The sequence below is a fragment of the Pontibacillus chungwhensis genome (assembly GCF_030166655.1).
Lineage (GTDB): Bacteria > Bacillota > Bacilli > Bacillales > BH030062 > Pontibacillus.
Map to the genome: position 1 here is coordinate 2,923,985 of NZ_CP126446.1, position 14,800 is coordinate 2,938,784.

A 14,800-nucleotide genomic window follows, 5' to 3' on the forward strand; every position below is an offset into this window, starting at 1 on the left:
ACCTTACACCTTCTTAATCCATGCTTCTAGACGCCACATTTGGCTGAGATCTGAAATGATGAATGTATTCTAACGATTTCCCTGTTCCAATAGCCACACAGTCCAGTGGGTCTTCAGCGACGAAGACAGGCATTTTCGTTTCATCACTAATGACGGTATCAATATTTTTCAATAAAGCTCCGCCACCTGTTAACACAATACCACGATCCATAATATCAGCCGAAAGCTCCGGCGGCGTTTTCTCGAGGGTATTCTTTACAGCATCTACAATTTGATCAACCGTGTCTTTAAGAGAACCAGCAATCTCTTCTGCTGTAATGGTAATCGTCTTTGGAAGACCCGTTACAAGGTCGCGTCCTCTAATATCTAATTCTTCATTTTCAGAAGGTTTCCCTGCTGTACCAATTTCCATTTTCAGCGTCTCAGCAGAGCGTTCCCCAATCATAAGATTGTATTGTTTGCGAATGTACTGAATAATAGAATCGTCCATTTCATCACCGGCTACACGAATCGATTGGCTCGTTACAATCCCTCCAAGAGAGATAATCGCGACCTCAGTCGTTCCCCCACCAATGTCTACAACCATACTACCAGTCGGCTCCCACACTGGCAAACCAGCTCCGATCGCAGCAGCGAATGGCTCTGCAATTGGAAACGCATCTTTAGCTCCCGCTTGTTTCGTAGCATCAATAACTGCCCGTTCTTCCACCATCGTAATACCAGAAGGAACACAGACCATGACATTCGGTTTTCTGGCAAATGATGAACGATTCTTCTGCGCTTGTTTGATGTAATACTTCATCATCGCTGCTGTTGTATCATAATCAGCAATGACCCCATCCTTCATGGGACGGATAACCGAGATGTTCGCAGGCGTTCTGCCGACCATGTTTTTAGCAGAGCTACCTACAGCCTGAATTTCTCCTGAACCCATATTCTTTGCAACAACAGAAGGCTCTCTCACGACAACCCCTTTACCTTTCAAGAAAACAAGCGTATTTGCTGTACCTAAATCAATCCCTAAATCTTGTGAAAAACCAAATCCAACCACCATACATCTTCCTTTCTATGACCAGATCGCGAACGTACTTAGTCGTTTCTTTATTCTTATTATGTAATGTTAGTCTTTATTTTCGTTCCCTCATTTCCATCAAAAGGAACTTCATTTTTTATCAAGTGAACAAGCGCCAAACGGAAGTCTTACAAAACTTCACGCCTGGCGCTTGATGACATTGGGTTTCTTTTCAATTATACGAAAAAAAAGTAGAAATAGATAGTAGTAATCGGGTCATTTTTTAAGGAATAGTCTGATTGAATGAGTGAAGGTGGAGGCTTGAACTGAATATAAGCGAACGTTTACAAATAACCTTTTTCTTTAAGCGAGACATATTTATGGTCACCAATGACAAGATGATCAAGGACTTCAATCCCTAACATCTTTCCGCACTCAATCAGTCGACGGGTCACTTGGATATCTTCTTGTGAGGGCGATGGATCTCCTGAGGGATGATTGTGGGCACATATAATAGAGGCCGCAGAACGTTTGACAGCTTCCTTGAACACCTCGCGAGGATGCACGATCGAGGCGTTTAAACTACCAATGAAAATCGTTTGTCGATGAACGACTTGATTTTTCGTATTTAAAAAAAGGACCACAAAGTGCTCCTGCTTTAAATCCTGCATCTCTTCCATGACATAATCAGCACCGTCTTCCGGGCTCCTTATGGTGTATCGTTCCGATGGCTTGTGAAAGTGAATGCGCTTCCCGACCTCAAGGGCAGCTAGAACATTCACAGCTTTCGCGTCTCCAATTCCTTTAATCGCTGTTAATTCTTCAATCGTTGCATCTTTCAACAACATTAATCCTTCAAAATGAACGAGAAGCCTTTGAGAAAGAGACATCACCGATTCATTTTTGGTACCTGTTCCTAACAAAATCGCCAGGAGTTCCTGGTTGGACAATTGACGTGCCCCCAATCGAATCAGACGCTCTCTTGGTCGATCCTCCTGGGGGACCTGCTTAATAAATACAGGCGCTTCTGGCACATCAACGCCTCCTTTCGCTTAATTCCCTGTTTGATCATTCTTGACTTCAGGCAGTAAAGGATAGACGCCATAAGCTTGCAGGGAGCGAACGACACGCGATAAAGGTAAACCAACGACATTGTTGTAATCGCCTTTGATTCCTTTCACAAGTGTAGCCCCGTACGTTTGAATACCATAGCCACCCGCTTTATCGAAAGGATCACCTGTTTCGATATAATACTCCATTTCATCCTTTGTTAAAGGCCAGAATTCAACCGTCGTCTTCTCTACAATAAACGATTCTTGTTCAGAAGATCGCAGCATAACACCTGTATACACTTCATGTTGCGCCCCACTCAACATAGAGAGCATTTCGTATGCTTCTTCTGCTGTTTTCGGCTTACCAAGAACCTTTCCTTCAAAGCTCACGATCGTATCCGCACTCAGAATAACCTCGTTATGTTCTTCAAGGTTGACCGTACGATTCTTGAGCTCTGCGAGTGCTTGGACATACGCGCGTGGATTGTAGAAAGGTAAGCTCGATTCATCAGCGTCCTGCTTTCTCGTTTTAAAGGGGATATGAACTTGTTCTAATAATTCTTTTCTTCTTGGAGAAGAAGAAGCTAAAATAAGTTGTGACATATACATCATCCTTTTCTAGTTGTAATCGATTCAGGGTATTATGATCATACCGTTTCTTTCCTCCTTACGCAAAAGGGTGAAAGCAATGATTACATTCTTTACTGTATTTTAATATTTGAGTTTAAGCTTACAAAAATGTAAATTCCCCTATCTTCCATGATCGGAAAATGGGAAAAAGCAAGCCCAACAGCTTGCCCTTCCCTTTATTTCAAAACGTTAAACTCCGATCGTAACAATGTTTCGCTTTGGCGAATACTAAAATCCAACTGCCAGGCTCCCATTCCACCTAACCGGTAGCCCCGAACAAGCTCAAACTTCGCGAGTAAGCTTCTAGGGTCCTCAAACCACACCTCATGAGTACGCCCTGCTTCATCCTTATACCGAAACCACGGAGCTTCTGATTGTTCATCATAATGGATGCTACTTTCATGCTGAATATACTTACTAATCGCATGTTGCACAGAATAAGCTTTCCCTTTTACCCCTTCCTTGCTAACCACCCAATCATAGGCATACATCGGAATACCAAGCATTAATTTCTCCCGTGGAACCACGGAGGTTGCAAAGTCCAACGTCTTCTTTATTTCTTGAATGGGAGCGATCGGTCCAGAAGCACCACCAAGCCAGTGCCAATTGTAGGTCATCAGGAACAGGCTATCTGCGTACCTTCCGAGCGTCTTGTAATCATAAGCAGCAGCGTAGGATGGTGATCTGCTCCCACTCATCGGAGGTACCGCAATATGCACCTCCATGTTATGAGGATGCAAGCGCTCACCCACTTGTTTTATAAAAGACGAGAACAGACTGCGGTCTTCCGGACGAAGTCCTTCAAAGTCGATAACAACCCCTTTATAATCGTGTCGGTCCAATACCATATAGAGGTTTTCAATCAACTTTTTTCGCTTATTTTCGTTCGCCATTAGATCATGAGCAAGCTCCGGATCAAAACCACTTCCACTTAAGTTCGTTAGCGTCGCGAATGGAGAAATCCCCTTTCTCCACGCCTCTGCAACACTATTATTTAAAGGAAGGGAGGATAAAGTCCCGTCCTGATTCGGATTATAGCTGAATAGATAGATCGTTGTTAAATACCTGCCAAGAGCACTCATCATTTCATCATTATACCCCTGGTCTTTTGGAATAAAGTACGCCCCCACTTTTACGTTCGTTTTCTCTTTTTGCGGAATTTGAAGGGTATCCCCCGTTAGGATTAAAGAAGAATGAAGACCGTTCAGTTCCATAAGCTCATCTATAGGAATCTGATGACGCTTAGCAATTTTATATAAAGAATCACCCGGTTGCACCATATAGGACTGACCAGGTATTAAAATGGACTGACCTTGTACAAGCTTACGTTCGCCAGGCATGCCATTCAGTTTCGCAAGCTGATCAGCCGTAACGTTATACCTATCCCCTATTTTATAGAGGGAATCCCCTTTTTGAGTAATATGAATAACTTCTGCTTTCATATGACCTCCGAACAAAAACAAACTGATACATAAAAGCACCCCCGTACAGATGGATCGATTCATCGTGTGTCCTCCTTTATGGAATACCTATAGGATGTCTAGGAGGAGTAGGTATTTATGCACTGTGTCCCTTCGAAGTTGAGAGAATATCCCCGTTCTTCTTCTTACAAAAAAGATGCTCCCCATAAGGAAAGCATCTGCTATGCTACTTCATATATTGTTCGTAAGCATACCATATGGACAGCATACTCGTTTGCATATTCCATAATCCTTGCGTGCTTTTGTTTTGCTGAAACGTTTCTGCTGCCTTGCCAAACTGATTAAACCCTTCCTGAATAGGAGCCGTTCGCTCTGATGCCTCATTAGGTATGGCTTGTTTCCAAGCCTTTACCTTAGATGTTACGTCTGAAACAGCGCCTCCTCCTGTGTCCATTAAGGATGTAGTGATAGGAAGGATCCCTTTCCATGACTCCATACCCGAATGGATCCACTTTCCTTCGGCTTGCGCGACTTTACGTTCCCCACTTGCGACGTGCCATTCCTTCACAAACGTCTCAAACCCCTGATCTTTCAAATAGGTCGCAATCTTCTCCCCGTTCTCCTTTGAGGACGCAACGCCTGCGAATAAATAAAACTGACCATCTCTCGGCCAAATAAATCCTTCAAGACCCTTATCAGAGAGGTTCTGCGACCATGTCTTTGCTTTCTCCTCCGTCGAGAAAATTCCCGCCTGTACCACAAAAGCAGAGACGTCAGGGAAAGCAATGGCCTGAGCGGTTCCGCCTGCAGCGGTTCCTTCCCCATTTTGAGCGGCACCAGTCTGAAGAGCAGGCATGGCAGGTTGAGCATTGTCTGCTGTACCATCGATCCCCCCGAAGATACGGATCATAATAAAACCAATCACTGTTCCAACCAGAATAGCTGAGGCAGCCGCTATGAGTAATTGTTTCATTTCAGATGGCAGCGAGAACGATCGTTTCTTAGATGGATAGCTCCGCTCAATGACCGGAATTTCTTCTTCGTCCTCATCTTCCCCTGTTTGTTTCTTCTTCTCTTGCTCCTCCATCCATTCTTCTATAGCAGATGCCTGCTCTTCTTTTGCGACGAACAGCTCATCTTTTACTTTCTGGGCTTTTACCTTCTTCTCTTTTCCTTCATGGTCTCGTTCAAGATAGGTATCCTCTCCATTAATGCGAACGGAGATCTTATTGTGCTTGTCCACATGCTCCCCTCATTTCTCTACTAGTTTGTTCCAATCTATCACAGCGTCAGAGAAAAGAAAGGCGAGTTGTGTCAGGTGGGGTTCTTGTCTTTTCGATAAATTCTTTCAAAAAGAACAAAAAAAGCCACCCTTTCTTAAAAAGGGTGACTACGGTGTGTCTGAATTTTCTTCGCTGGTAAGATCACCGTCTCCTTCAAAAGGCGACTCCTTCTGTGAAGGTTCTGGATAATGATACTGAGGCAATTCATCCTGCAAATCCCTTAAATCAGGCTCATAAAAGGCTGAGAATGTAACGAGGAAGGAGATTTGATCCGCTCCCTCTTCCATGCCTTCTGGCTGAAATTCGATTTCATCGAAACTGATTAAACGCGGAATACGCTCTAACTCCTCAAGAAAAAGCGTCAAATCACTGAAAGTCTTCGCCATAACCGTAACCTGATACGTGAGCGCATTCACTGAAGGCATAACTGGAGGGGCTTCCCTTTCTACTTCTTCTGTTTGCTCTTCCCCTTCAGCTGTTTCATCAGGTGTCTCACTCGCTGAATCATCCGTATTCTCCTCTTCCTCTACAACTGCTTCAATTTCCTGATCGCCATTTAAGCTGACCGATTCAATAAACGTTCCTGACACATTTTCAGCTCGCTCCATGGCTAAGATTACCTGGTCTTGTACAGGGAGAACAGGAAGCTTCTGCTGCAGTTCTCGTGATGTTTGTAGCGTAAGGTCCTGCTGCTCCATTTCCTGGTCAGCAAGAGAGTTAAGAATTCTTTCTTCATTCTCTAGGGAAGTCTCTACCCGCTCAACCTCTTCTAACGCCGGGTCCACATAGAGGGAGTGAACACCCCAGTACACTCCGAGACATAATATAACAAGGATGACTACAACGATCGTATGTATCCGGGTCCACTCAATCCTCATCTTCACGATCCCCCTCTTCCCAAAGATCTTTATCAAGTGTCACTTCATATTCTGCTACATACCTTGGTCTGTATTGAGTAGGATCTAAATCTTCTTCGAGCACATTTGACGTAATTTGTTGAACCGAAACATCAGATACGTAATCTTCGTCTATTAAACGATTGGTGTAGGCCGCCACATCCTGAAAATCGTCAAAGCGAACATAAAGAAGGAGTGACTGCGGGCGAACGTATACGTATCGCTCAAAGAACCCCCGCTCAGGAAGCAAGGAAACCATGCGTTCAAGTAATGATACTGCAGGGAAGAGGTTGCTCTCTAACGCTTCAACCGATCGCTTCAGTTCACGACGATTCGTTTGAACCTCATCTTTCAGCGCTTCTTGATACTCCTGTTGCTGTACTCTCACCTGTTGAATTTGGCTATTTACATCTTCTACTTCATCTAGTGCAGCCTGCTTGTCCATGTAAAGGAGAAGCCAGATCAAAAGAAGGGCAAGCAATGCGACAAGACCTAACAAATAAGGCACTACATTTTGTTTCTCTTTCTGTTCGAGTAAGTTAATTTCTACCTTCATAACCCTTCGATCCCCCTCAAGACTTCCATCTTTCTATGGCTTCAATGCCAGGCCAACACTCTCTGCATAGCGAAATGGAATGTCCTCATCCCTTTCAGCTGAATACTCACCCGGTTCAATCATTCTCACATCAAGATTAAAATGGATATGACACTTCTTGTACACATCCTCTAGCCACGGAAAGTCACCTGATATTAATAGATTCGTAACAGCTGACTCCCCGTTTGTAACAGAGTAGCGATAGAAGTTCATGATCCGCTCTACTTCTCTCATTTGTTCATCTATGTAAGCATCCAATTCTTTCTCATTCCCCGTCCAGCGAACAGCATCATCATCCGTGTGAGGAACTTCCCAAAGCGATTCATCCAATCCACTCTTCATGTAGCGTGTAAAATGAGGATGATCGTCATGAAAGACCGTAATGACAACACCATCCATATTCCACTGAAGCGTTAAGAGATGATCTTCAGGACGCGCATAATCTAAATCGTAATATAGCCGGTACAAAGATAAAAATGTTAAATCCGCTACAGCTGGCTTTGTATTCGCTTCAAGGAGAGCTAACTCGAAGTCCCGGATTCTGGTTTCCGGATAAGCAAAAAGGAGCACTTCATTCATATTCACCTTCTCCTCTAACACCACATAGTCAAACACAGGCTCTTCAAAAGGAAGATGTAAAGATTCACCAAGTTGCATATATAAATAGCCCTTCACTTCATCGGCTGTTTTTAGATCATTGGGAATATGAAACGGTTTAATGATCACGGACGCATCGGGTACGCTAAAGTACACCTTCTTCTTCCGCCACTCTTTCTCTTCAGCGAGTTCTGCTATAACAGCATTTAAGGCTCTCTGGTCAATCACTTTCCCCTCTTCAATAATCCCACTTTCAAGATAGCGTTCCCCGTAATCCACTACACCGGAGAAATCCGGAGTCTCACATTCTATGTATCGGATGACATGGTCTTTAAATATAATGTTAACTCTCTCTTTCGATTTCTTAAAACCTAGCATAATAGGTCACCTGCCTTTATTCCTAGAATAATTGAAGATACCACTCAATGATAGAGGAACCGAAGAAATAAGTCGTCAATGCCCCCAAAACAATATAAGGACCAAAGGGAACAGGCTTTTTCCGATCTATCTTCTTGAATAAAAGAAGCCCTCCGCTAATGATCGATCCGTACAAAGTAGATAAAAAGAATGCTAGAAGAACGCCCGGCAATCCAAGCACAATGCCAATAACGCCAAACAACTTCATATCTCCCCCGCCCATACCGCCTCGGCTGACTAAAATGATAATCATAGTTAAAAGGAAGCCAGTTAATCCACCAGCAATCGGGTTCCACCATGGCTCTAGTGGAGAGATGATTCGTCCTATGATAAGGAGCGGTAGGAAAAAGAGTAGGATGTTGTTTGAAATGAGCATATAATTGAGATCCGTTACCGTAATAATGACGAGAAGAGATGAGAAGAGCAGAGCGACAATTAGTTCTGTTGAGAAACCAAAACGTATGAAGCTGTATGCATACAAAAACCCCGTAGCCGCTTCGACTATCGGGTAGAGGGGGGATATTTTTGTTTTGCAGTTGCGGCATTTACCTTTCAAATATGTATATGATAAGACTGGTACTAAATCATACCAAGCTAATTTATTTTTACAGTACTGACAAATTGAGCGCGATTGGTCAAACATTTGTTTTTTAGGTACTCTTAGACCTACCACGTTAAAAAAAGATCCTATAATAAGACCTAATAGCAAAAAGTATATTATAAATAAAACATCCATCAACGCATCCCCAATATATGTAAGTTATAGATCCCTCAGCGAGGGATCTATGTTATCAATCATATTAATTTCCTGAAGATGTAACATCACCTACACTACCTCTATCTAATGAAGACACATCTCCACTAACAGTATACTTTTCACTAGACACCGTTACTGTGTAAGTCGTTTCTCCAGTAGAAGCTCCATCAGCATCCGTAGCTGTAGAAGGCGTAACGCTGCCTGTAAAGCCTTCCCTATTCTCTAAATAACCTGCAGTAGCAAGTTCTTCTAAAGTTTTTTCAGTGTCCACTCCTTCAGATGTCTCCATCAGACGATAAGCTTCTACAGCTTGTTCAGCAGTCCTAATCACTGCATCCTTCTTGCTATTCTCAACAACATTCGCAATACTAGGAATCGCAATCGCCGCAATAATCCCTAAAATAACAATAACAGCAAGTAGTTCAACAAGTGTGAAACCTTTCTCATCTTTGTTCATCAATTGACGAAACTTCTTTAACATGAGTTTGTTCTCCCCTTTTTCTATAAGAATAATTATGACACCATCATTACAAAAACGACCACATCATCAACACGGATTTTGTCATGTCTGGTCGGTTGCACTACTCGCTCCAGGGTGGCTAAGTGCCCATATACAGCCAGCCTTTCGTCGCTTCCGGTGGTATCTTCGTACGTGTGATCATCTATATCCATTATAGTAAATACGTCTCATTATTACCACTATTATCTTATGAATTTAGCACATTTACCCAATTTGTTCGAAGATCGAGAACATCGGAATGGCAATGGCTGCTACAATGCCCCCGACAATAAGCGCCAGGAAAGCGATCATAACAGGCTCTATTAAACTCTTAATTCGATCGGTTGCATAATCTAGTTCTGATTCGTAAAAATCCGCAACTTTCCCGAGCATATGGTCTAAAGAACCAGAGCTCTCCCCAACGGAAATCATTTGAGTGACAAGAGGAGGAAAGATCCAATGATTTTTCATGGGACCAGCCATTGATTCCCCTTTTTCTAGGGACTTTCTTGTCGTTTTAAGGACCGATTCGACAACTTTATTTCCGACAATGCGTTCTGTGATATAGACCGCCTGTAAAATAGGCACAGAGCTGTTAAACAAAGAGCTCATTGTTCGGGTCATACGGGCTAACACCGATTTTTGTATGAGAGGACCAAATATCGGAATTCTTAATTTCATAAGATCAAGCCCATAGGAAAATCGCGGGTACTGTTTCATATACCGAATTACCCCGTAAGCAAGGAGTGGAATAACGATGAACAGCCACCACATCTTTTGAGAGATCTCCCCAAGGCTCATGACAAACTGAGTAATCGGCGGGATGTCTCCACCAAAGGAGAGAAACATGTCCGCAAATCTCGGCACGACGAAACTTAATAGGAAGATGACGATTCCAATCGCAATTACTAGAACGACTAACGGATAGGCAAGCGCTGAAATCACCTTTTGACGCGTGTCATATTGCTTCTCATAGTAAGCTGCCAGGCGATCTAAGATTTCATCTAAATTACCTCCCGCTTCCCCTGCCCGGACCATATTCACAAACAGATCAGGGAAAATCTTTTGGTGCTTTTCTGCAGCATCAGAGAACGATAATCCACCCTCTAGATCTTCTGCAATCCCGGTAAGCGCTCGCTGCAGCGCCTTACTCGACGTTTGATCTTTCAGAATGTAGGTCGATTGAATAAGCGAGATACCAGATTCTAGCAGCGTCGCAAATTGGCGAAGGTAGATGACAAATTCTTTATTTTTCACCTGACTGCCGATTTGAATATCCTTATATAAAATGCTATTTAGTTCATTAATCGTTGCAACGGTCATTCCGTCGTCTTTTAATTTGCCGACCGCTTCACGCTTTGAATCCGCCTTAATACGGCCTTCTTTCATCTTCCCTTTAGACGTACGGGCTTTGTACTTGAAGTAAGCCATCGCCTACTGCCCCCTCTCTTCTAAAAACGGGGCCGCCGCTTCTGTTGTGATAACCCCTTCCTCAACTAAAGCACGAACAGAGAAATCAAGGGTGTGCATCCCTTGTGCTTTCGACGTCTGGATGATGTTTGGAATCTGGTGAATCTTCTCGTTCCGGATTAAGTTCTTCACAGCAGACGTATTCATAAGCACTTCCGTAGCTGCCCGCCGTCCTTTCTTATCCTTACGCTGAAACAAGCGCTGGGATACGATCGCCTGCAGGACGCTTGCCATCTGAATGCGGACTTGCGTTTGCTGGTTCGGAGGGAATACGTCAATAATTCGATCGATCGTACTCGCCGCTCCGGTCGTATGCAGCGTACCTAGCACAAGGTGACCTGTTTCTGCTGCTGTGATCGCTGTTGAAATCGTCTCTAAATCTCTCATTTCACCCACTAAAATAACGTCCGGGTCCTGACGTAAACAAGCGCGCAGCCCATTGGCGAAGTTATTCGTATCAAACCCGACTTCCCTCTGATCTATAATCGAATACCGATGAGAATGTAAATACTCAATCGGGTCTTCTAGCGTAATAATATGGCGTCGCATGGAATTATTCATATAGTCAATCATGGAAGCGAGAGTGGTAGATTTACCGCTTCCAGTAGGCCCGGTAACAAGCACGAGTCCCTGAGGCTTTTCAGAGATTTCCCTCAGTACATTTGGCATATGTAAGGCATCTAATGTCGGAATTTCCGTTGGGACGATTCGAACTGCAAGGGACACACAGTTCCGCTGATGATACGCATTAATGCGGAAACGAGATACGCCTGGGATTCCATAAGAGAAATCAACCTCTCCCGTTTCCTCAAACTTCTCCCATAAGGTTTCAGATAATATAGCTCTCGCCATGCCTTCTGTATCATCTGGTCGCATCGTTTCTTTCCCGTACTGCTTTAAATCACCGTGAAGGCGAAAGATCGGAGGAACACCGACCGTGATGTGGATATCTGATGCTTTTAATTCAAACGCTGCTCGTAACAATTTCTCAAACCGCTCTTTCACGACAACACCTCCTTACTCACTTTTCGCTACACGCAATACTTCTTCTGTTGTGGTATAGCCTTGTTTCACTTTTAACAGCCCGTCATCGACTAAGAAGATCATTCCTTTCTTCCAGGCGTACTCCTTAATCTGAGACATTGACTTGTTGTTCATCATCATATTCCGAATCGTTTCATCGATCGTCAGTACTTCCTGAATCGCCATACGCCCCCGGTAGCCTGTGTGCTGACAGCTGTTGCATCCTGTTCCTTTATAGACCGTATCTGCTTTTAATCCCCGTTTACGGAATAAATCTTGTTCAACTTCAGTTGGAGTATAGCCTTCTTTACAATCACGACAGATTTTCCGAACAAGCCGCTGGGCAACAATGCCTGACACTGAAGACATGACAAGATAAGGTTCAACGTCCATATCGATTAAACGAGGGATCGTAGCAATCGCACTATTCGTATGAAGCGTACTGAACACGAGGTGCCCGGTTAAAGAAGCTCGAATCGCAATCTCAGCTGTTTCAGAGTCCCTGATCTCACCGACCATAATAATGTTTGGATCCTGTCTTAAAATCGACCGGAGTCCGGCTGAAAAGGTAAGGCCGATATTGGCATTCACCTGAACCTGATTGATCTTCTCAAGCTGATACTCAACCGGATCCTCTACCGTAATGATATTAACATCATCTGTGTTCAAGTGATTTAAAGAGGCATAGAGGGTAGAAGATTTCCCTGATCCTGTAGGGCCTGTAATTAAGACAAGTCCTGAGGGCTGGTTCACTAGTTCCAAGTAACGCTTGTAATTGACCTTGTTAAAGTTTAAGTCTGATAGTTTCCCCATCGCACTGCCTAAATTCAGGATTCGGACTACGATCTTTTCCCCATATACAGTCGGGAGAGTGGAAATACGTAAATCTACTGCTGTGTGATCAATGACCGTCTTAATCCGTCCATCTTGAGGTAACCGAACTTCTGTAATGTTTAAATTAGCCATAATCTTTACACGTGCCGTCAATGAATTTTGCATCGTTTTAGATAGAGCCTGTTCCGTCCGAAGCACACCGTCGATTCTATAACGGATCAAGACTTTCGTTTCCTGAGGATCAATATGAATGTCACTCGCCCTCATTTGTACACCTGCTTGAAGGAGCTGATTTAACAGCCGAATCGCCGGGGCATCATCCGGGTCGTCCGATGGCTCGAGGTCTTCCCCATTGTTCAGATTGTAATATTTATTGATCGCCTGATAGATTTCATCCTTCGTCGCGATAACAGGTGAAATACGGAATCCTGTCGAGATCTGCAAATCATCAATTGCATAATAATCCATCGGATCATTCATCGCGACGACAAGTTCATGATCTTCTTTACTGATAGGAATCAAGATGTTTCGTCTGGCAAATTCCTTCGATACAAGAGATAACAGATTTGTATCAATTGGATATTGATAGAGCGAAATCCGGGGTGTGCCCAACTGAAATTCCAATACTTCAATTAACTGTTGCTCGGTGATGTACCCTTTATCAAGTAAGACGTCTCCTAGCTTCTGTCCACCCTCTTTCGTCTCCAGTGCTTCTTTAATTTGTCCCTCTGTAATCATATCTGCTTCTTTTAAAAGGTCACCCAGACGTTTACGTTCTGCCACTTGTTATTCTCCTCACTTTCTCTCCGTACGGAAAATGCGAACTCAATTGGGTAGAGTCCGCATTCCTAAACCGTTATTCCCCTTTGGATGGACCTTCATCAGGGCTCCATATTCCACCTGTTCCATCAGTATCTTCTCCGCCGTTTCCTTCAGTCGATCCTCCAGAGGTCCCATCATCTTCCCCTTCACCCGAGGATTCAGCAGGATCCTTGCTTTCTTGTCCACCTTCTGATCCGCTCGTTTCGCCGTCTTCATTTCCGTCATTCTGGCCATCACTGTTTTCTTCATCGCCACTCTCACTATTGCCACCTGATTCAGCTTCACCATCTGATAGAGATCCGTTTTGATCCGTCCCGCCATTTTCAGATGTGACAGGTTCAACTGGTTCCGGACGTTCCTCTAGTTTGTGAACAGGTGCATAATAGTCCTGGGTGATAAATTCTGAATCAATAGCTACATTGTCCTGATCATAAATCTCACGGTACACATCATAGATCAGTCCCGTCTCCCCATCACGCTTCACATCTATTCCAGTAGCAAGATCACTATACTGGATAATGGTACGAGGTTCTATTTGGCGCTCATTTTCAATAAGTACGTCATAGCTATAGGAGGTCGGATACCCTATAATCTGAACGGAAAGCGATTCTTCGCTTACTTCCATTTCAATTCGGTACAAGGACTCATTAGGATTGAAGAAAACAAAGTCATGACCTTCATCTAGGTCTAAGCTCGCTTCTCTCCCCTTTTGGGCATAGGAAGGAAGATGCTGACTAATATGACGTTGGATAATTGAGAAATTGGTCTTTAGGACAGCTCCATATAAACCTGACGCCACTACATTCAGGGCAGGTTGCTGGTGTAGAGGAACATCACTGACTTGTTCAAGCAATGAAACATTTGTACGTGGTTCAATGACTAAACCATCCAATTCATTTGTGTATGTAAACACGTCAACTCCATCAGGTATGGGTTGCTCGAATTCCGCTATCACTTTGTAGAGGGATTCTGTCCCTGCGCTCACGTAATCATAGACCGAATAGGTTAAAGGCTGATCCGCTAGCACTTCCACTTGTGACTTTATGTCAGCAGTGAGTTTATCAAGCAGAAGATTATCATACACATCCTCACCAAATGAATCCTTCTGCTCTTCTAAAGCTGACGGGTTAAACCGAACAGAAAGGGGGGTAGCACTCCCATTTTGTAAGCTGTCTAATGTATCCGCTACGCCCACCGTTAAGAAGTCTTCTGATAAAACAATCGTTTCGTCTTCTGTCAGCATTTCAACCGGATGAACATCGAGCCAGTCCTGCACTCTGTTTCGAAGAGCCGTTTCAGCTTCTTGGCGAGTCATTCCGTCCACCGGTATCTCCCCGATTGTTGTTCCTTCTTCATATGTTTTAGGCCCTGCCATGACAACATCATAAGCAAATGCCCCACCAACAGAGAAACCATAAATAAACAGGGCCATTGCAAGGAGGTACATGAAAAATTTCAAATCCCACCGTTTATCCACAACGCATTCTCCCTA

General features: G+C 43.7%; 14 protein-coding genes and 1 riboswitch. All 14 genes read right to left on the minus strand.

Annotation, left to right across the window (positions count from 1 at the left end):
* Positions 1-13: 13 nt before the first annotated feature.
* Positions 14-1,054 carry a rod shape-determining protein gene (locus QNI29_RS15265; protein ID WP_231417340.1) on the minus strand — a complete coding sequence of 347 codons (1,041 nt, stop codon included), beginning with the start codon at positions 1,052-1,054 and terminating at the stop codon, positions 14-16.
* 302 nt (positions 1,055-1,356) lie between these two features.
* Positions 1,357-2,046, minus strand: coding sequence for a RadC family protein (gene radC / locus QNI29_RS15270; RefSeq protein ID WP_231417341.1), 690 nt, complete (start codon positions 2,044-2,046; stop codon positions 1,357-1,359).
* A gap of 18 nt (positions 2,047-2,064) precedes the next feature.
* Positions 2,065-2,667 (minus strand): Maf family protein, encoded by a 603-nt coding sequence (locus QNI29_RS15275; protein ID WP_231417342.1) that lies wholly within the window; start codon positions 2,665-2,667, stop codon positions 2,065-2,067.
* A gap of 203 nt (positions 2,668-2,870) precedes the next feature.
* The gene (locus QNI29_RS15280) at positions 2,871-4,199 is read right to left on the minus strand and encodes a glycoside hydrolase family 18 protein (protein WP_231417343.1); all 1,329 of its coding nucleotides are present in this window, start codon (positions 4,197-4,199) and stop codon (positions 2,871-2,873) included.
* 142 nt (positions 4,200-4,341) lie between these two features.
* Positions 4,342-5,358 carry an SPOR domain-containing protein gene (locus QNI29_RS15285; protein ID WP_231417344.1) on the minus strand — a complete coding sequence of 339 codons (1,017 nt, stop codon included), beginning with the start codon at positions 5,356-5,358 and terminating at the stop codon, positions 4,342-4,344.
* A 147-nt stretch (positions 5,359-5,505) separates the two neighbouring features.
* Positions 5,506-6,276, minus strand: coding sequence for a hypothetical protein (locus QNI29_RS15290; protein WP_231417345.1), 771 nt, complete (start codon positions 6,274-6,276; stop codon positions 5,506-5,508).
* A complete protein-coding gene (locus tag QNI29_RS15295; RefSeq protein WP_231417346.1) occupies positions 6,266-6,850 on the minus strand; it encodes a hypothetical protein in 585 nt (194 codons plus the stop codon). The genes QNI29_RS15290 and QNI29_RS15295 overlap by 11 nt, the downstream gene beginning before the upstream one ends.
* A gap of 33 nt (positions 6,851-6,883) precedes the next feature.
* A complete protein-coding gene (pilM, locus tag QNI29_RS15300) occupies positions 6,884-7,864 on the minus strand; it encodes a type IV pilus biogenesis protein PilM (protein ID WP_231417347.1) in 981 nt (326 codons plus the stop codon).
* 22 nt (positions 7,865-7,886) lie between these two features.
* Positions 7,887-8,639, minus strand: coding sequence for a prepilin peptidase (locus tag QNI29_RS15305; RefSeq protein ID WP_231417348.1), 753 nt, complete (start codon positions 8,637-8,639; stop codon positions 7,887-7,889).
* A gap of 64 nt (positions 8,640-8,703) precedes the next feature.
* Entirely contained in the window at positions 8,704-9,141 is a 438-nt protein-coding gene (locus tag QNI29_RS15310; RefSeq protein WP_231417349.1) for a prepilin-type N-terminal cleavage/methylation domain-containing protein, read from the minus strand.
* A gap of 80 nt (positions 9,142-9,221) precedes the next feature.
* Positions 9,222-9,305: riboswitch (cyclic di-GMP riboswitch) on the minus strand.
* 79 nt (positions 9,306-9,384) lie between these two features.
* Entirely contained in the window at positions 9,385-10,590 is a 1,206-nt protein-coding gene (locus QNI29_RS15315; protein ID WP_231417350.1) for a type II secretion system F family protein, read from the minus strand.
* Between the two features lie 3 nt (positions 10,591-10,593).
* The gene (locus tag QNI29_RS15320; protein ID WP_231417351.1) at positions 10,594-11,634 is read right to left on the minus strand and encodes a type IV pilus twitching motility protein PilT; all 1,041 of its coding nucleotides are present in this window, start codon (positions 11,632-11,634) and stop codon (positions 10,594-10,596) included.
* Between the two features lie 12 nt (positions 11,635-11,646).
* Positions 11,647-13,224 (minus strand): GspE/PulE family protein, encoded by a 1,578-nt coding sequence (locus tag QNI29_RS15325; protein WP_231417606.1) that lies wholly within the window; start codon positions 13,222-13,224, stop codon positions 11,647-11,649.
* A gap of 118 nt (positions 13,225-13,342) precedes the next feature.
* Positions 13,343-14,785: a VanW family protein gene (locus QNI29_RS15330; RefSeq protein WP_231417352.1), complete on the minus strand. Its 1,443-nt coding sequence runs from the start codon at positions 14,783-14,785 to the stop codon at positions 13,343-13,345.
* Positions 14,786-14,800: the final 15 nt, after the last annotated feature.